A 17,274-nucleotide genomic window follows, 5' to 3' on the forward strand; every position below is an offset into this window, starting at 1 on the left:
CTCTACCAATATCGAGCTTTTAGAGTTGTGTTCACCGGGGTTTCCGGTGTGCACAGCCAGCGAGAGGAACAGAATCCGATGCCACAGCGGAACTCAGCAGACGCCGTACTCGTCATCGGCGCGACCGGCAACGTCGGCAGGCAGGTGGTGCACCAACTGCTTGAGGCAGGAGCGACGGTGCGCGCGATGGCCAGGAATCCGAACACGGCGGCGCTGCCGGGGGATGCCGAGGTCGTCGCAGGTGACCTCACCGACCCCGCGACCGTCGCGGCAGCGGCGAAAGGCACTCGCGCGGCCTTCCTGGCCTGGCCCTTCTTCACCGGCGAGGCGGCCCCGGCCGTGCTGGAGGCGCTTCGCCCTGACGTCCGTCACGTCGTGTACCTGTCATCGGCAGGCGCAGACGAAGCCGACGGCCCTGTGGGGTTCCATTACGAACTGGAGCAACAGATCACGCATTCTGGTCTGGAATGGACATTCTTGCGGCCGAGCGGATTCGCCACCAACACACTGGGCTGGGCCGACCAGATCCGCCAGGCGGACGTCGTCCGATGGCCGTACGGCAAGGCCTCCCGATCCCTGATCCACGAGTCGGACATCGCCGCCGTCGCCACCGCGGCGCTGACCGGCCAAGGACACGCCGGGAAAGTTTACGACCTCAGTGGCCCTGAGCAGCTGACCCAGATCGAACAGGTCGACGCGATCGGCGCCGCGATCGGACGCAAGCTGCACTACGAGGACGTGTCGCGCGAAAGAGCACGCCGGGAACTGCTGGCCGAATGGCCGGACGAGTTCGCCGAAGGCGCACTCGATGCCTGGGCCGAGTTGGTCACCGCCCCGGAGCCGATCACGACAGGAGTGCGCGACGTGATCGGCAGGCCGCCCCGAACCTTCCGGGAGTGGGCCGTCGATCACGCGGAAGACTTCCGCTCCGAGCGCGTCGGCTGATCTCTCGGTGAAGTAGCGGGGCGCTGGCGCTAGTGTCTGCGGTGATGATCGAGCAGCTGAGCATTCCCACCGCGGCGGGCCACTTCGACGCGATCGCTTCCGGGCCCACCGAGGGCAGGCCGGTACTGCTGCTGCATGGCTTTCCCGAGGCAGGGATCGCCTGGGAGCACCAGGTGGCCGCTCTCGGTGGGCACGGGTACCGCGCGGTCGCGCCTGACCAGCGTGGGTACTCCCCCGCCGTCCGGCCTGAGCGGACCGGTGACTACGACATGAGCGAACTGGTCGCCGACGTACTGGCGATCGCGGACGCTCTGGAGTGGAATCGCGTGGACCTCGCGGGCCACGACTGTGGCGCGGGGGTCGCCTGGACGGTCGCCGAGCAACATCCCGAACGGGTGCGCTCGCTCACGGCCGTCTCGATGCCCCATCCCGCCGCGCTGGCGGACGCCCAGCGGACCGATGAGGACCAAGCACTGCGCTCGGGTTACCTCACCGATTGGCGGCAGACCAGAACCACCGAGCGACGGATGCTCGACAACGACGCGGAGGCGCTGCGACGGATGTTCGAGTGGCGGGTCCCGCCGAGCCGAGTCGAGGAGTACGTGCAGCGGCTGACCGAGCCGGGCGCGTTGACCGCCGCCCTGAACTGGTACCGCGCCAATCGACCTGGTGCCCGTATCGGACCGGTTTCCGTACCGACGCTCTACGTCTGGAGCACCGATGACGTCGCCTTCGGCTCGACGGCAGCCCTCGAGACCGGCAACTGGGTCACCGGCCCCTACCACTTCCACATGCTGGAGGACGTTTCCCACTGGGTGCCGGAGGAAGCGGCAGGAGCGATGAGCTCCTTACTGCTGGAACAGCTGAACACACACTGAACACGCTCTGCGTAGTCGGCTCCGACCTTTCACCCGCATGCGCGGGAAAGGACCGGATACAGCGGCTCCTTTCATTACCCATACCGCCATCGGCATGGCCAGCACTGCGCCGAACGGACCACGACTGTGTTCTGAGCGCTAGCACAGTGCTACTTTCAGTACTGCTCCGGTTACTCCTAATGCTGGCGCCGAACGGGGGAATATCGTGACCTCGCGCAACAGTCACTACGACCAAGTGGGCGCAACGGCCGCGAAACTGTTGGCGGATATGCGATCCGACCCTTCCGGTGACTTCTCTCCCTCGATCTACGAAACGGCCCGTCTGGTCGCGCTCACGCCATCGTTGCGCGGACATCGGCGGCGGCTTCGGTTTCTCCTGGACCAACAGCGGCCCGACGGCAGCTGGGGCGGGCCGGAGGGCTACTCCCTGATTCCGACGCTGAGCGCGATCGATGCACTGCTTGCGGTGCTACAACACGAGAACTCGAACCGGGACCGCGGCACAGGCGACGTCGCCGGCGCGCTGGGCCGCGGACTGCACTGGCTCAGAGGACACCTCGAACCCGGCGCGGGTACGGCACTGCCGGACACCGTGGCGGTGGAGATGCTGGCTCCCGGCCTGGTCTCGGCGATCAACCTCCGGCTGGACCAGTTGGCGGCCCTGGCACCGGTCGGCGTCGAAGTGGGATGGGGCGCGGCGCGCCTGCGCCCTCCGCCTGAGTCCAACGAAGCGTTGCTCGACCGGGTTCGCGTCGCCGTCCTCGATGGACGCAGCCTGCCGGTCAAGTTGCTGCATTCACTGGAGGTTCTCGGCGCGGACACTCGCGACGCGACCGTCCCCGTCGCGGAATCCGGTGGTGTCGGCTGCTCCCCCGCCGCCACGGCCGCCTGGCTCGGTGACGACCGGGTCCGCCAGGGGCACCCTTCGGTGCGGTATCTGGAGGAAGTGCAGGAGCCGCACAGCGGCGCTGTTCCCGTGGCCGCTCCACTCGGCCTCTTCGAACGCGCGTGGATACTCGGCACGCTCGGCAGCACCGGAATCACCAAGTTGGCTCCGGAGAGTCTGCTGGACAGCCTGCGAAACGGGCTCGGGGAAGCAGGAGCAGCAGGCGGTGACGGACTGCCGCCGGACGCGGACGACACGGCCGCCGCGCTGCACGCACTGGCACTGCACGGAGAGGCCAGAGCTGCCGATCCATTGTGGACTTACTGGACCGAGGAGGGCGGTGGGCACGTCAGTTGCTTTCCCGGTGAACGCACGCCTTCGACCAGTACGAACGCGCATGCCCTGCAGGCCTTCGCCACTTCGGCGGAGCCCGCCGACGTTGATGTACAGCGGCGGGGTGTCGCGATCCGGTCCATCGTCGACTGGCTGCGGGAGCAGCAGACACGGGAAGGGTACTGGACGGACAAGTGGCACGCCTCGCCCTACTACGCCACGGTGTGCTGCACCGTGGCGCTGGCGGAACACGGCGGGACCGCCGCGGCCCCCTCGGTCGCCGCCGCCGTGCGCTGGGTGCTCGAGACGCAGCATCCGGACGGGTCCTGGGGCCGCTGGTCGGGAACCTACGAGGAGACCGCGTACGCCGTGCAGATCCTCCTGCGCACCGGCCTTCCGGTCGATGAGGCGACCGCGTTGGCCGCGGCGCGTGGTTGCAGATTCCTGATCGCCAACGCCGATCTGACGGAACATCCTGCCCTGTGGCACGACAAGGACCTGTACACACCGACAAGAATCGTGCGCACCGAAGGCCTCGCCGCATTGCACGTGGCCAGGTCGGACCCGCGCACGGCCGCACTGCTGCACGAAGACGGTGACGGCAGTGCCCGCGAGCCTGCGGGGAGGGCGGTGTGCTGAACGGCGTCGAACTTCGCCTTGCACTGCGCACACTGCCGTTCCTGGACGCCAGATCCGACCTGCCGGAGGGAATGCTCGACCTGCGCCAGGGACCGCACGCCAAACTGCTCGTCTGGCACCCCGACGCGATCGATCGGATCTTCCGCTCTGATCGGCGACTGCTTCATCCCGGCAGCAACAGTCTCATGCCCCTGTTCGGCGCGGGCTCGCTCCTGTGGGCCGACGGTGAACGCCACGCCGCCTACCGCCGGGCGCTGGGCCCACCCCTGCGTGGCAAGCGGCTCACTGTCTACGAGGGACTCATTTCCCGCATTACCCACGAAGCACTGGACGAGCTGTCGGCAGGCTCGCTGGTCGCGCTGCCCGCGTGGTCGAGACGGATCGCGCTGCGGGTCGTCGCGGCCATCGTTCTCGGTGCCGCGAACGACACCGTGCTCGTCCCGTTCACCCGCTGGATCGACAGGGCACTCGGTTCCCGGCGCAGGACGCTTGCCTACCGCTACCTCCGCGGCGGCCTGCCGCGCTCGTCTGCCGAACTCGACCGGTCCCTGATCCGCCAGGCGAAGGTGCACCGCGGCGGCCTGCCACCCACCCTCGCCGCGGTGATGCTCTCCGGAGAAGGACCGCTCGGCAAGGTCGATGACGAGGAGTTGCGCGACCAGTTGGTGTCGCTGCTGTTCGCCGGACACGAGACCACCGCATCGGCGACGGCGTGGACGCTGTACCACCTCGCCCGTGATCGTCAGCTCACCGCCGCCGTCCGCGCGGAAATCGAGGCCGCGGGCGACGGCGGTGCCGATGCCGGCCGTGTTCCGCTGTTGCAGGCCGTGATCCAGGAGGCGCTGCGCCTGGCACCACCGGTCACGGTCGCGGAGAACCGCACGCTCACCGAGGACACCGAGCTACTCGGCCGGACCCTGCCCGCGGGCACCACCCTGACCCCCAGCATCTACCTCGCGCACCGGCGAAGGGACAGCTTCGCCGATCCCCGCCGGTTCGACCCCGCACGTTTCCTTGACACCAAGGCGAGTCCGCAGCGCTACCTGCCCTTCGGCGGTGGAAGCAGGCACTGCCTCGGCAGCGGGCTCGCACAGCTGGAGATCCGAATGATCACGGCCGCGGTGCTGGGCAGGCTGGACTGGGAGTGCGTCAATCCCCGGGCCGCTGTCCCCGAGTTGCGTGGACACGCGATGGCGCCGTCAGCGAAGCTACGAATGCGGGTGACGGGATGCCGGGCCTGACGCGAACGCCAACACGAGGGCTGTGGGGGGACCTGGTCGTCCTGCACCGGCTCGAACACCCCCTGCCCGTCATGTATGTCTGCTACGCGTCCTGGGGAGCCTGTTACGCCACGGGCGACGTCCGGGGACTGCTGCATCCGCCGGTGCTGCTCGCGATTCTGGCAAACCTGCTGCTGCTGATCGGCGGGCTCGCACTGAACAACATCGTGGACGTCCCGACGGACCGACAGCACAAGGACAAGGCCTACCTTTCCTCCGCAGCACTGCGGGTCGGTGAGCAAAAGGCACTGTGGCTGGCGCTGACCGAGACGGCTGCTGGCCTCATTCTGTCCATTGTGGTATCTGTGGTCACTGGGCGCTGGATCGTCGCCGCGATGGCACTGGGCATAGCGCTGCTGCACGTGCTCTACAACGTACGACCCGTCAGACTGAAGGGCCGCGGCCTCGCGGGATCCATCGCGTTTGGACTGTCGGTGGTCGCCCTGCCGTCCCTGCTCTCCCACGGTGCGGTGAGCCAGACCCTGCCAGGGTGGGTGCTGGCGGTCCTCGCCGGAGCGAGCGTGCTCGCCGTCGGCCGAACGGTGTGGTGGTCGGCCCCGGACCGCGCTGCGGATCTGATCAGCGGTGTGGCCACTCCCGCCGCCCGCTACGGCGTGCCGCGCACGCTCGTCCTGTCCTGCCTGATCCTGCTGTCCGGCCTGGTGCTACTCGGCGGTGGTCTGTGGGCACACTTCGGGTTCGTCACAGTCGTCGCAGGGGCACTCGCGCACGCGGTGTTCACCGGTACCGCCGTGTTCCAACTGCTCCGCGCCACCAGGGGAATCGCACCGACCGCATCCGCCATGCGCAGGCATGCCCTGCTGCTGGTGCTGGCGGGTGAGCTGTCGATCGCCCTGGTCCCGTTGCTGGCGTCCTGAGACTCAGACCTTCCGGCCGAGACCCGCGTGCACGCGCACCAACTCGGGATTGCGCACCTGCTCGTCGCCGGGCTCTGGATGCCACAGGGGGACCGGAACGATGCCGGGCTCGACTATCTCCACCCCGTCGAAGAAGCGGACCAGTTCGCCGGGGTCGCGCAGCTTCACCGCCGGCGGTGCGCCGAACATCCGGCTGAAGAGGGTGAGCCCCTCATGCAGTTGGTCGTCCTGGCTGAAGTGAGAGATGCCGAGGTAGCTGCCGGACGGCACCGCATCCATGTAGGCGGCAACCAGTCCGGCCGGGTTTTCGGAATCCTGCAGGTGCAGCAGAAACTCGATCATCAGGACGGCGACCGGCTCTCCGAAGTCGATCAGGTCGGTGACCTCGGGCGCGCCGAGCACCTCGTCCGGCCTGCGCACGTCGGCGCGTACGAACGCCGCGTTGCCGGTTCCGGCGAGGAGGTCGGCGCTGTCCTGCGCGATCGTCGGATCAAGATCGACATAGACGATCTTGGCCTCCGGATCGACCTCGTGGGCCACACGGTGGGCGGCGTTGATGTCGGGGACGCCTGAGCCGAGGTCGAGGAACTGCCGCACACCACGGTCGGTCAGATACCGGACGAGCCTCCGGACGAACGCGTTCTGCGCCCGAACGAGATACGGCAGGTGCGGGGCGCAGACCACGATCTGGTCGGCGAACCCGCGGTCGGCGTCGTCGTGATGGGTGCCGCCGAGCCATGAGTCCCGGATACGGGCAATGCTCGGATGCGCCACGTCCACCTCGCCTGCATCGGGACCTGCGGCGTCGGACCGGGTGGATCCGGGCTGCGCCGGACCGCCGGGAAGTGCCACGTTGTGCCGCTCCCTCCGAGAACAACCTGCTCGGCCTATCGTGGACGATCTTCAGCCGGTCAGGGCACGAGATAATACTGCAGTTCGATTTCACTGGGGACATACCTGACGACGACGTCACACTATCGTGAATCCGCCCGAATCCCGTGACGCTGAGTTGATCAGCGTGTTGATCAACCGGCCCGGGACGCCAGCGGCGTCGGCGCGCGAACCCTGTGACACTGGGACGTGACCGGCGCAAGCCGGAGAGAGGATGGATCGGATGGCTGCCTCGGTGAACCCGGATCGATCGGAGTGGGACGTCATCGTCCTCGGCGGAGCGGCGGCGGGTGAGAACGCGGCCCAGTACGCGACGCAGTTCTCCGGGCTCGACGCGGTGTTGGTCGAGAATGCGCTGGTGGGAGGCGAGTGCTCCTATTGGGCGTGCATGCCGAGCAAGGCGCTGCTGCGCCCTGTCGAGGTGCTCGACACCGCTCGGCACCTGCCCGGCCTCGCCTCCGTCGTCGAAGGGCTACGCCTCGATGTCGACGAAGTGCTCGCGCGACGTGACAAGATCGTCAGCAATCTTGATGACGCGGGACAGGTGCGCTGGGCCCTCGGCGCCGGCATCGATGTCGTGCGCGGGTACGGCAGGCTGACCGGTGCGCGCACCATTGAGGTGACTGGTGCTGACGGGACCGTGCGCACCCTCATCGCCCGGCACGCGGTCGTGCTGGACACCGGCTCCGCGGCCTCGATCCCCCCGGTCCCCGGGCTGCGCGAGGCGCTGCCATGGACCTCCCGCGACGTGACCAACCTGCACGAGATCCCCCGGCGGGTGGTGATCCTCGGCGGCGGAGTGGTCGCCTGTGAGGCGGCGACCTGGCTGTACGGGCTCGGGGTGGACGAACTGACGTTGGTCAACCGGGGTCCCCAGCTGCTCGCGGGCAACGAACCGTTCGCCGGCGAACTCGTGGCCGACCGGTTGCGCAAGGCGGGTGTGACGGTGCACGCGGAACGCACGATGTCCGAGGTACGACGGGAGGACGTGCGGGACAGCGGCGTCGGCAGGATCCACGGCGGCGAGGTGAAGGTGACCCTGGACGACGGCACCATGCTCACCGCCGACGAGATCGTCGTGGCAGCGGGACGGAAGCCGAACAGCGATGACATCGGCCTGGACAAGCTCGGCGTGTCCCCCGGTGGCTATGTCGACGTCGACGACCAGCAGGCGGTGCGCGGGGTCGGCGGGGAGTGGCTGTACGCGATCGGTGACCTCTGCGGGAGGGCGCTGGTGACCCACATGGGCAAGTACCAGGCGAGGATCGTCGGCGAGGTGATCGCGGCGCGGGCCAAGGGCGAGCAGCTCGAACTGGGCGAGTACGGCAGGCATACGGCAGCCGCCGGGCATCGGACCGTGCCGCAGGTGACCTTCACCGACCCGGAGGTCGGTTCGGCCGGACTGACCGAACAGCAGGCGCGGGAGCAGGACATCGACGTCGAGACCGTGGAGTACGACCTCGCCGCCCTCGCGGGGACGTTCTTGCTGCGTGAGGACTACTCGGGGCGCGCCAAGCTGGTGCTCGACCGTGCGAAGGACACGATCGTCGGCGCGACGTTCGTCGGAACCGGTATCGCCGATCTCGTTCACTCCGCGACCGTGGCCATCGTCGGCAAGGTGCCCGTGTCGGCGCTGTGGCACGCGGTGCCCAGCTACCCGACCCCGAGCGAGGTGTGGCTCCGACTGCTGGAAACCCTCAACGCCGACCGGCGTGGCGGCTCGGCGTGAACCGATGAGACGCCGACAGCCAGCCCCACTGCCGCAGCGGGACGGCCTCGACCCCGCTCGAATGCGGATGCCCACCGAGGGTGCGTGGGCAACCATCCGCGACCACCTGGTGGACCGGATTCCCAAGCTCGCGCCCACCCGCATCGACGAGATGTTCTCCGAGCGCCGGTTCTTCGGCGAGCACGGGCCTCTCGACGCGGACGCGCCTTTCGTGCCCGGCTCGGTGATCTGGTTCCACCGGGACCTGCCCGACGAGGTTCCGGTGCCGTTCGAGATCGACGTCGTGCACCGGGACGAGAACCTGCTCGTGGTCCACAAGCCACACTTCCTGGCGACGATTCCGCGCGGGCAGCACATTGTCGAGACCGCGCTCGTGCGGCTGCGGCGTGATCTGGACCTACCGCTGCTCAGCCCGGCGCACCGGCTGGACCGGGTCACCGCGGGGCTGGTGATGTGGGTGATCCGCCCGGAGTATCGCGGCGCGTATCAGAACCTGTTCCGGGACCGGCTCGTGCGCAAGGAGTACGAGGCTGTCGCGCCCTTCGACCCCGCGCTGGATCTGCCCCGCACGGTGCGCAGCCGGATCGTGAAGGAACGTGGCGTGATCACCGCTCAGGAGGTGCCGGGGACGCCGAACAGCGAGACCACGGTGGAACTGATCGAGCACTCCGGCGGACTCGGGCGTTACCGCCTACTGCCCGCGACCGGCCGGACTCATCAGCTCCGCCTGCACATGAGCAACCTCGGTGTGCCCATCCTCGGCGATGACTTCTACCCGGTGCTCCACGAAACCCCGCTCGACGATTTCCGCAGGCCACTGCAACTACTGGCCAGAACACTCGAGTTCACCGATCCACTAACCGGTGAGCCGCGGCGGTTCGAGTCGCCGGGCGAGCTGCAGGCGTGGACCGACCTGGCCGGGTGGTCGGGCACACAGGATGGACAACACTCGATAGAGTGACGTGCATCGCTGAAACCTTTTCATCATTCGCCGCACGAGGAGAGCCGATGCCCGAACCGAAGGACCCCGAGTTCGTTCCCGAGGGCGTCGACCTCGAGCGGCCGAACCCCGCGCGGATCTACGACTGGTTCCTCGGCGGGTCCGCGAACTGGGCGATCGACCGCGCGTTCGGGGAGAAGGTGCTGGAAACCTTCCCCCAGGCGCGCACCATCGCCAGAACCGGCAGGGACTTCCTCGGCCGCGGCGTGCACTACCTGGCCCGCCAGGGCGTGACCCAGTTCCTCGACCTCGGCTCCGGTGTGCCAACCGTCGGCAACGTGCACGAGATCGCCGAGTCGGTGAACCCGGACAGCCGTTGTGTCTATGTCGACAACGAGGCTGTCGCGGTGGCACACTCCCGCGTCCTGCTGGAGAAGCACGGCGAGTCCAGCAGGCACGCCGTGCTGCACGGCGACCTCCGGCAGCCCGACGACATCTGGAAGCGGGCACTGGCAACCGGTGTGCTCGATCCCGAGAAGCCGATCGGACTGATCGTCGTCGGCGTGCTGTACTTCCTCGGCCCGGAGGACGACCCGCACGGTGTCATCGCCCGTTACCGCGACCTCCTGCCCTCGGGCTCCTACCTGCTTTCGTCACACCTGACCGAGGACGAGGTTCCCGACGAGGGCGGCACCGAGCGCGAAGAGGTCCGCCAGCAGTACCAGCGCTCCAGCTCCCAGCTGTACATGCGCAACCGCGAGGAGTTCACCGCCTTCTTCGACGGTTTCGAACTCGTCGAGCCCGGCGTGGTCTGGCTACCGGAATGGCGCCTCGACGAGCGCGAGTCCAAGGCCAGCCGCAAATACGCGAACACCCCCCAGGAAAGCAGCTCAATCGGCGCACTGGGCCGAAAGCCCTGACGTGATTGCGTTCTGCGCGCGGGTGTTTGCGGTTTAGAGACGCGTGTTGGGGTTTCGGGCACGCCTTCGGCGCACCCTGCGCAATCCAGCCAACCCCACCCACTGGACAAAAACCACTTGAGCCGCGCCCGTCCACTGCACCAGCGTCTACCGGCCGACCGCGTACCCCATTCCCCGGACGGTCGAGATCCTGTCGGCACCGAGCTTTCGACGTAGCGCGCGCACGTAGACGTCGACGATGTTGGAGCCGGGGTCGAAGTCGTAACCCCAGACGTGCGACAGAATCTGCTCCCGGGACAGCACCTGACCCGGGTGCCGCAGGAACAGTTCGAGCAGGGTGAACTCCCGAGCCGTGAGTTCCACGGTCGTTTCGCCCACCTGTGCACGCCGGGTGCGCAGGTCCAGCGACAGATCGGTGACGCGCAACAACGTCGCCTCCGGCGTGTTGTCCGCCCTGCGCAGCCGCAGCCGGACCCTTGCCAGCAGTTCCTCGAAGCGGAACGGCTTGGTCATGTAGTCGTCGGCTCCCCCCTCCAGACCAGCGACCGTGTCCCGCACGGAGTCGCGGGCGGTCAGGATGATCACCGGGATGCTCACTCGTGCCTCACGCATCGACCGGAGCACGCTGAAGCCGTCCTGATCCGGTAGGCCGATGTCCAGGATCATCAGGTCGAACGAACCGCCGCGGGCCAGTTCGACGGCGCTCGTGCCGTCGCCGACAACAGTAGTGGCGAAACCGTTGGCCGAGAGTCCCTTTCGGACAAAGGAGGCGATCCGCTCCTCGTCCTCCACCACCAGAATTCTGTTCACTGCACCCCTTCTCCACGCGCCGGCAGTTCGAGTCCGAACGTCGCGCCGCCACCAGAGGTCGGCACGAGCCTGACGCCTCCGTGATGCGCACGGGCGATGGCCTGCACGATGGCGAGACCCAGCCCTGCTCCACCCGACGTCCGCTTCGCGTTACTACCTCTGGCGAACCGGTCGAAAATCACCGCTGCGTCCTCCTGGGAGACGCCGGGGCCTCGGTCGGCGATCCAGAACGAGGCCCAGCCCCGGTAAACACTCGAACCGAGCAAGATCTCGCCATCGGTCTCGGTGTGCTGCACGGCATTGTGTGCCAACTGAACCACGGCCTGCGTGACTCGCTGCTCGTCCAACATGACCCTGCCCTCGCCAATCGACTCCAGCCGCCAGCGCCGGTCGCCAAGTGCCCGGATCTTCGCGTAGATGTCGCTGGTCAGCTCGGCGACCTCCACCGGTTTCAGCTGGACGAAGTCCGGGCGTTCCGCCTTGGCGAGCAGCAGCAGGTCGTCCACGATGCGGCTCATCCGGTCCAGTTCGTCGGTGCACACCCGCACGGCGGCCAGCCGTTCGTCGGGATCATCGTTCACCGGGTCGAGCAGTTCGAGGTGGCCTCGGATGATGGTGATCGGAGTGCGCAACTCGTGCCCGGCATCGTCGAGGAATTCCCGCTGGGTGGCGAACGCCTTCTCCAGGCGTTCCAGCATCGCGTTGAACTGCTCGGCCAACGCCGCGAACTCGTCGTTGCCCTCGACTGGAACGCGGCGAGTGAAGTCGTGCTCCGTGATGTGCGCCGCAGCCGCACGGGCCAACCTGACCGGTGCCAGTATGCGTCCGGCCACCAGCCAAGAAGCTCCCGCGGTAAGGATCAAACCGAGCAGGCTGACCAGCCCGAGGGTCCGGATGGTCCGGTGGACCTCGGCCCGATCCCGGTCGATGAAATACCCGACGACGAAGATGCCTTCAGCACCCTGCCCCGCCGGGCCGGTCGCCGTGACCTTCACCCACCGCATCTCCCCCGCTGCCGTCCCGATGCTGCCACTGGTCGAGGTCGCGGCCAGGATCGGATCGAGCAGTTCCGGCCGATCGTACAGGCGCATCGGTGCTTCCCGTTCCTGCCGCAACACCTCCCGTGCGGCGCCGTTTCGAACCACGCCCACGATGACCTCGTCATCGTCGGGGTACTGCCGCTGCAGGTGATTGCGCAGCAACTCGCGGACGCTGCCGAACGGCTGGCCCGTCGCCCGGTCCACACCGGACGCCGCGACACCGGAGAACTCCCGCGCTTCCTGTTCCAGTGCGGCGACCGCAGAAGACTCGGCCTGGTGCAGCAGCAGATTTCGGGTGACCACGGCGACCGAGAGCAGCACCACGGCCATCAGGAGGATCAACCAGCCCATGATCCTGGCGCGGGCAGGCAGACCACGTCGCCTGGTCCGCCGCGCTGGTGCGCTCCCGACCACCGGAAGTGTTCTCGGCTCAGTCGTCGTCTTCGTCGTCATCCCCGTCGTCGTCGCTGTCGTCGTCCTGGTCGTCGTCATCATCATCGCTTATGGGCGGAGGTGGCGGGACGACCTGCATGGTCGAGGTGCCCGGTGCGGGCTCCGACTGCTGGGTGCCGGACGGCCCCAGCCTGCTGTCCCCGCCGTCTGGACCTTCGACCTGCCCGATCCGCACCTGCGCAGGCACGTCCGGTGGCGGGACGTCCTCGGTCAGCACGTAGCTGGCCAGCGCTGCCGTCAGTGGCACCGCGATGACGGCCAGCGGAACCGTCAGCCGCGCGGCGAGTTTCATGAGCCCATCGTGTCGCCGGCCTGGCACACGGAGGTGAGGCGGAGATGAAAATTTCTTCATCTCCGCCTCGCCTCCTGTCGACCCGGTGGGTCAGGCCGGGCTGTCCGGGCTGTCCGGGCTGTCCGGGCTGTCAGCCGGGATGTCGGGGCTGTCGGGGCTGTCGGGGCTGTCAGCCGAGTCCGGCCCATCCGGAAGTTCAGCCGCGGAGGCCGCGGAATCGACGGGCGACTCGCCGGGGGAGTCCGCCGACTCTGGCGAGTCGTCATTCCCCACGTTGTCCGCAGCCGTCATGGGCTCGTAGTCCGCGAGGTGAACCGTCGGTGCCGGCCTCGGCTCGTTGAGCGCAGCAGGCTCCGACGCCGCCGCGACAGCCGTGCCGAACCCCGCCACCGCGAGCGTTGCGCCGACGACTACCCATGGCCTCGTGATCTTCATCAGTGATCTCCTTACTGTTGTTGGTGATTCCACGATCTCTTCCGGACATGAGGTGAACTGCCGCTTCACATGAAGGGCTTTTCACCTCTCCGCGCGTGGGGGTGACCCGTTCGTCGGCTCCAGCCACGTCTGCGCGAGAGCAACGCGGTCCTCGGTCCGGGCAAGCCAGTCGGCCTGGCCCAACCGGTGCGGCCCGGTCGCCAGCGACAGCGCTACCGCCGCGGCTCGCCTGGACAGTGCGGCGGGGTCAAGTTCGCGGACGAACCGCAGGTACAGCCGCGACACCAGCCGGTCGAGGTCCGGTGCCGCATCCGGACGCAGTTCGGCGAGCAGGGAAAGATGGGCAAGCAGGCATCCCGCGTCGTCGAGCCGTTCACCACGACCAGCGGTGTCGAGGTCGAGCAGGCCGACGATCCGCCCGTCGCGCATGAGCAACTGACCCTCGTAGAAGTCGCCGTGCACGGCGGTGTCGGGGCCCTCCGGCTCCTCGTGATCCACGGCGTTCGCCACCGCACGAGCCCGTTCCGCGAGCGACGGCGCGGCCGCGGCGATCACCTCGGCGTAGTGCGGAGCCCTCTGCCCCCACGTACGTCTGCGCTCACCGGTGGCCAATCCGGCCGGCAGTGCGTCAAGGGTGTTGACGACGTCGTCGGGATCCAGGGTCATCGCGCCGGTCAGCAACCCCTCACGGAGCCCCCGGCCGGGGAGCCTGGCCAGCACAACGGCTCCCGTCTCGGTCCAGCCGAGTGCCGCGGGTACAGGGCAACCCGCCGCCTCGGCGATCCGGTGCCGTCGGTGCAGCTCGCGCGCATGGCGAGGGCGGACGACCTTGACGAACGCCGTGCCTGCGGGGGTGCTGACCTCGAACACCGCGCGGCGTCGCGGCCGGTACACCCGGAGCCGGGACCGCACCGGCCCGTCGGGGGCGTCGAGACCGGTTCCGCGCAGCAGTGCCCGCACCTGCCGGTGGTCGTGCACCAGCGGCAGTGCGGGCAGATCGGGATCAACGGGAAAGCGCCACATGCCGATCTCGGTGGCACCGTCGCTGATTCGGGCAATCCCGGCAGGCAGCTCGCCGGAGCACGCACCGAGAATCTCGCGCGTCCGCGCCCCGTCAGCCCACTCGACGTCGACCGTGTAGCTCGCCGTGGCGCCCCGCCCCGGCTGGTGGTCCACCTGCTTGAGGGCCCATCGCAGGGACCGAGCACCGGCAGCGGCGAGGACGGCGTCCACCATCGCACCGGCATCTGGACCGGTGAGCAGTGCGAGACCCGGATCGGGCGGAGCAACCGTGTTCGTTGGCATGACCCCACCATCGCCGTGGGGCATGACCCCCGGCTGAGGAAATGATGAAGGTGTCTTCATCTTCCCCGCCGGAGCAGGGAGGCCGGCCGTCGAAGAACGGCCTCTCTGCTCAGTCGCGTTCGATCAGGTGGCCCACCACGTCGGGGCCCGGGTGCGCGGCACCGGAGCCGTCGCGGCGCGGATCGGTTTCAGGCAGTTCCACCGGGGAGCCGTTGTCCGTCGAGCCCGCTGGACGCGGCCCGACCCACGCCACGGTGAGCCGTTGCTCGCCCTTGAGGAAACGGTGCGTCCGGACACCGCCGGTGTTGCGGCCCTTGGCCGGGTACTCGGCGAACGGCGTCACCTTCACGCTCTGTCCGGTGGAGGTCACCACCATCGGCTCGCCGTGCTCGTCATCGTCCGTTTTCACCGCGCCGAAGAACACCACCTCGGTGTCGGCACCGAGGTTCATTCCCGCCATGCCGCCGCTCTTCAGCCCCTGCGGGCGCACCAGGGACGCCGCGTAACGCAGCAGCGTCGCCCCCGAGGAGACGAACGTCAGTGTCTCCGCGCCGTCGGTCAACCAGGTCGCCCCGACGACCTCGTCACCGTCCTTGAGACTGATCACCTCGAACTCGTCGGACCTGACCGGCCATTCCGGCGAACAGATCTTCACCACTCCCTGGCGCGTGCCCAGCGCGAGTCCGGGCGAGCCCGCTCCGCGCTCACCGAGTGGCGCGATGCCGACGACCCGCTCGCCCTTGTCCAGCGGCACCAACTCCCGCGCCGCCATGCCACCGCGCAGCGACACGGTGCCCGCCTGCTCGGGCAGCACCGGCAGCGGCAGCACATCGGTCTTGAACGCACGCCCCTGATTGGTGACCAGCAGAATCTGCCCGCGCGCCGTCGAATGGACCACCGCGGCGACCGCGTCGTGCTTGACCCTGCCGTTGCGCCTGCGCGCCTCCGAGGCCTCCTCCGACTCCGCCGCCGTCCTGGCGACGAGCCCGGTGGCGGAGAGGATCACCTGGCACGGGTCGTCGGCGATCTCCAACGGGCCGGACGGCTTCGAGGCCGCCAGCACCTCCTTGAGGTCGCCGTCGATCAGCGAGGTGCGCCGCTCGGTCGGGAAGTCCTTGGCAATCTTCGACAGCTCGCTCGACACGACCTTCTTCAGCACGGACTCGTCGTCGAGGATCTTCGACAGCTCCTCGATCTCCGCGCGCAGCCGGTCCTGCTCGGCCTCCAGCTCGATCCGGTCGTACTTCGTAAGCCGCCGCAGCGGGGTGTCCAGGATGTAGGTCGCCTGGATGTCCGAGAGTTTGAACCGCTTCATCAGCCCGTCCTTGGCGGCCTGCGCGTTGTCGCTCTCCCGGATCAGCTTGATCACCTTGTCGATGTCCAGCAGGGCCTTCAACAGACCCTCGACCAGGTGCAACCGCTCCTCACGCTTGCGCCGCCGGTACTTCGTCCTCCGCGTGACCACCTCGTACCGGTGCGCGAGGAAGACCTCCAGCAAGGCCTTGAGCCCGAGCGTCTGCGGCTGTCCGTCGACCAGGACGAGGTTGTTGATCCCGAACGACTGCTCCAGCGGCGTCAGCCGGTACAGGTCGGCCAGCAGCGCCTGCGGGTTGACCCCGACCTTGCACTCGATGACGAGCCGGGTGCCGTTCTCCCGGTCCGTCAGGTCCTTGACGTCCGCGATCCCGGTGAGGCGCTTGGACTTGTTGACCTCGTCGGTGATCTTCTCGATGATCTTCTCCGGCCCGACGCCGTACGGCAGTTCGGTGACCGTGATGGCCTGCCGCCCCCGGCTGCCCTCCAACGGTCCGGTCTCGACCTTCGCCCGCATCCGGACGACACCACGACCGGTCTCGTAGGCCCTGCGGACCTCGTCGAGGCCCAGCAGCAGGCCCCCGGTGGGCAGATCGGGCCCCGGCACGTACTCCATGAGCTTGTCCAGCGAGGCGCCAGGATGGTTGATCAACCACCGGGCGGCGCCGATGATCTCGCCGAGATTGTGCGGGATCATGTTGGTCGCCATCCCGACGGCGATCCCGGACGTGCCGTTGACCAGCAGGTTCGGGAAGGCCGCCGGCAGGACCGACGGCTCCTCGAGCGAACCGTCGTAGTTGGGGCGGAAGTCGACGGTGTCCTCGCCGAGCTCGCCCACCAGCAGCATCGCCTCCGGCGACATTTTCGCCTCGGTGTAACGGCTCGCCGCCGGTCCGTCGTCCGGGGACCCGAAGTTTCCGTGCCCGTCCACCAGCGGCACGTTCATCGAGAAGTCCTGCGCGAGGCGCACCATCGCGTCGTAGATCGCCGTGTCGCCGTGCGGGTGGTACTTGCCCATCACGTCGCCGACGACCCTGGAGGACTTCACGTACGCGTGCGTCGGCCGGTAGCCGTTCTCGTTCATCGAGAACAGGATGCGGCGGTGCACGGGCTTCAGTCCGTCACGCGCGTCGGGCAGGGCCCTGGAGTGGATCACCGAGTAGGCGTACTCCAGGTAGGAGTCCTCGATCTCGGTCTTCACCGGATTGTCGAACACGTGCGCACCCGGCTGGTCGAAGGCGGCCGGGTTGACCTTGGTCTGGGTGCCCTTACGGCGTGCCATCGCTGCGGAATCTCCTAGTGTCGT

At 68.2% G+C, this 17,274-nt stretch carries 15 protein-coding genes; 8 read left to right on the top strand and 7 right to left on the bottom strand.

Features of this window, described 5'->3' with window-relative positions; translation table 11 throughout:
- Nucleotides 1–78: 78 nt before the first annotated feature.
- From BM199_RS05780 to BM199_RS05800, 5 genes are all read left to right on the top strand, one after another.
- Nucleotides 79–945 carry an SDR family oxidoreductase gene (locus BM199_RS05780; protein ID WP_091670964.1) on the top strand — a complete coding sequence of 289 codons (867 nt, stop codon included), beginning with the start codon at nt 79–81 and terminating at the stop codon, nt 943–945.
- A gap of 44 nt (nt 946–989) precedes the next feature.
- On the top strand, nt 990–1,823 hold the full coding sequence (locus tag BM199_RS05785; RefSeq protein ID WP_091670591.1) for an alpha/beta fold hydrolase: 834 nt from the start codon (nt 990–992) through the stop codon (nt 1,821–1,823).
- 268 nt (nt 1,824–2,091) lie between these two features.
- Nucleotides 2,092–3,681 carry a prenyltransferase/squalene oxidase repeat-containing protein gene (locus BM199_RS05790; protein WP_091670967.1) on the top strand — a complete coding sequence of 530 codons (1,590 nt, stop codon included), beginning with the start codon at nt 2,092–2,094 and terminating at the stop codon, nt 3,679–3,681.
- Nucleotides 3,678–4,922 (top strand): cytochrome P450, encoded by a 1,245-nt coding sequence (locus tag BM199_RS05795; protein WP_091670970.1) that lies wholly within the window; start codon nt 3,678–3,680, stop codon nt 4,920–4,922. The genes BM199_RS05790 and BM199_RS05795 overlap by 4 nt, the downstream gene beginning before the upstream one ends.
- Nucleotides 4,910–5,839: a UbiA family prenyltransferase gene (locus BM199_RS05800; RefSeq protein ID WP_091670594.1), complete on the top strand. Its 930-nt coding sequence runs from the start codon at nt 4,910–4,912 to the stop codon at nt 5,837–5,839. Before BM199_RS05795 ends, BM199_RS05800 begins: the two co-directional genes overlap by 13 nt.
- Nucleotides 5,840–5,842: 3 nt before the next feature.
- Here BM199_RS05800 and BM199_RS05805 read toward each other — a convergent pair whose 3' ends face one another.
- Nucleotides 5,843–6,691, bottom strand: coding sequence for an SAM-dependent methyltransferase (locus BM199_RS05805; RefSeq protein WP_245788175.1), 849 nt, complete (start codon nt 6,689–6,691; stop codon nt 5,843–5,845).
- Nucleotides 6,692–6,953: 262 nt separating this feature from the next.
- On the opposite strand from BM199_RS05805, the gene BM199_RS05810 reads away from it, so the two are divergent.
- The 3 genes from BM199_RS05810 to BM199_RS05820 are packed head-to-tail and all read left to right on the top strand — an operon-like array spanning nt 6,954 to nt 10,319.
- Nucleotides 6,954–8,459 carry a dihydrolipoyl dehydrogenase family protein gene (locus BM199_RS05810; protein ID WP_091670596.1) on the top strand — a complete coding sequence of 502 codons (1,506 nt, stop codon included), beginning with the start codon at nt 6,954–6,956 and terminating at the stop codon, nt 8,457–8,459.
- Between the two features lie 4 nt (nt 8,460–8,463).
- Nucleotides 8,464–9,420: a pseudouridine synthase gene (locus tag BM199_RS05815; RefSeq protein ID WP_091670975.1), complete on the top strand. Its 957-nt coding sequence runs from the start codon at nt 8,464–8,466 to the stop codon at nt 9,418–9,420.
- A 47-nt stretch (nt 9,421–9,467) separates the two neighbouring features.
- Nucleotides 9,468–10,319 (top strand): SAM-dependent methyltransferase, encoded by an 852-nt coding sequence (locus tag BM199_RS05820; RefSeq protein WP_091670599.1) that lies wholly within the window; start codon nt 9,468–9,470, stop codon nt 10,317–10,319.
- 147 nt (nt 10,320–10,466) lie between these two features.
- Here BM199_RS05820 and BM199_RS05825 read toward each other — a convergent pair whose 3' ends face one another.
- From BM199_RS05825 to BM199_RS05850, 6 genes are all read right to left on the bottom strand, one after another.
- Nucleotides 10,467–11,129, bottom strand: coding sequence for a response regulator transcription factor (locus tag BM199_RS05825; protein ID WP_091670602.1), 663 nt, complete (start codon nt 11,127–11,129; stop codon nt 10,467–10,469).
- Entirely contained in the window at nt 11,126–12,661 is a 1,536-nt protein-coding gene (locus tag BM199_RS05830; RefSeq protein WP_245788176.1) for a sensor histidine kinase, read from the bottom strand. Before BM199_RS05830 ends, BM199_RS05825 begins: the two co-directional genes overlap by 4 nt.
- Nucleotides 12,600–12,914, bottom strand: a complete 315-nt coding sequence (locus BM199_RS05835) for a hypothetical protein (RefSeq protein WP_091670608.1) — start codon at nt 12,912–12,914, stop codon at nt 12,600–12,602. The genes BM199_RS05830 and BM199_RS05835 overlap by 62 nt, the downstream gene beginning before the upstream one ends.
- 90 nt (nt 12,915–13,004) lie before the next feature.
- Complete coding sequence (locus BM199_RS33195; RefSeq protein ID WP_143101775.1) at nt 13,005–13,349, bottom strand: hypothetical protein; 345 nt, start codon at nt 13,347–13,349, stop codon at nt 13,005–13,007.
- Between the two features lie 81 nt (nt 13,350–13,430).
- The gene (locus tag BM199_RS05845; RefSeq protein WP_177242487.1) at nt 13,431–14,654 is read right to left on the bottom strand and encodes an aminoglycoside phosphotransferase family protein; all 1,224 of its coding nucleotides are present in this window, start codon (nt 14,652–14,654) and stop codon (nt 13,431–13,433) included.
- A 109-nt stretch (nt 14,655–14,763) separates the two neighbouring features.
- The gene (locus BM199_RS05850; RefSeq protein ID WP_091670617.1) at nt 14,764–17,250 is read right to left on the bottom strand and encodes a DNA gyrase/topoisomerase IV subunit A; all 2,487 of its coding nucleotides are present in this window, start codon (nt 17,248–17,250) and stop codon (nt 14,764–14,766) included.
- Between the last annotated feature and the right edge of the window lie 24 nt (nt 17,251–17,274).

Origin of the sequence: Amycolatopsis marina (assembly GCF_900111885.1) — a bacterium.
Lineage (GTDB): Bacteria > Actinomycetota > Actinomycetes > Mycobacteriales > Pseudonocardiaceae > Amycolatopsis > Amycolatopsis marina.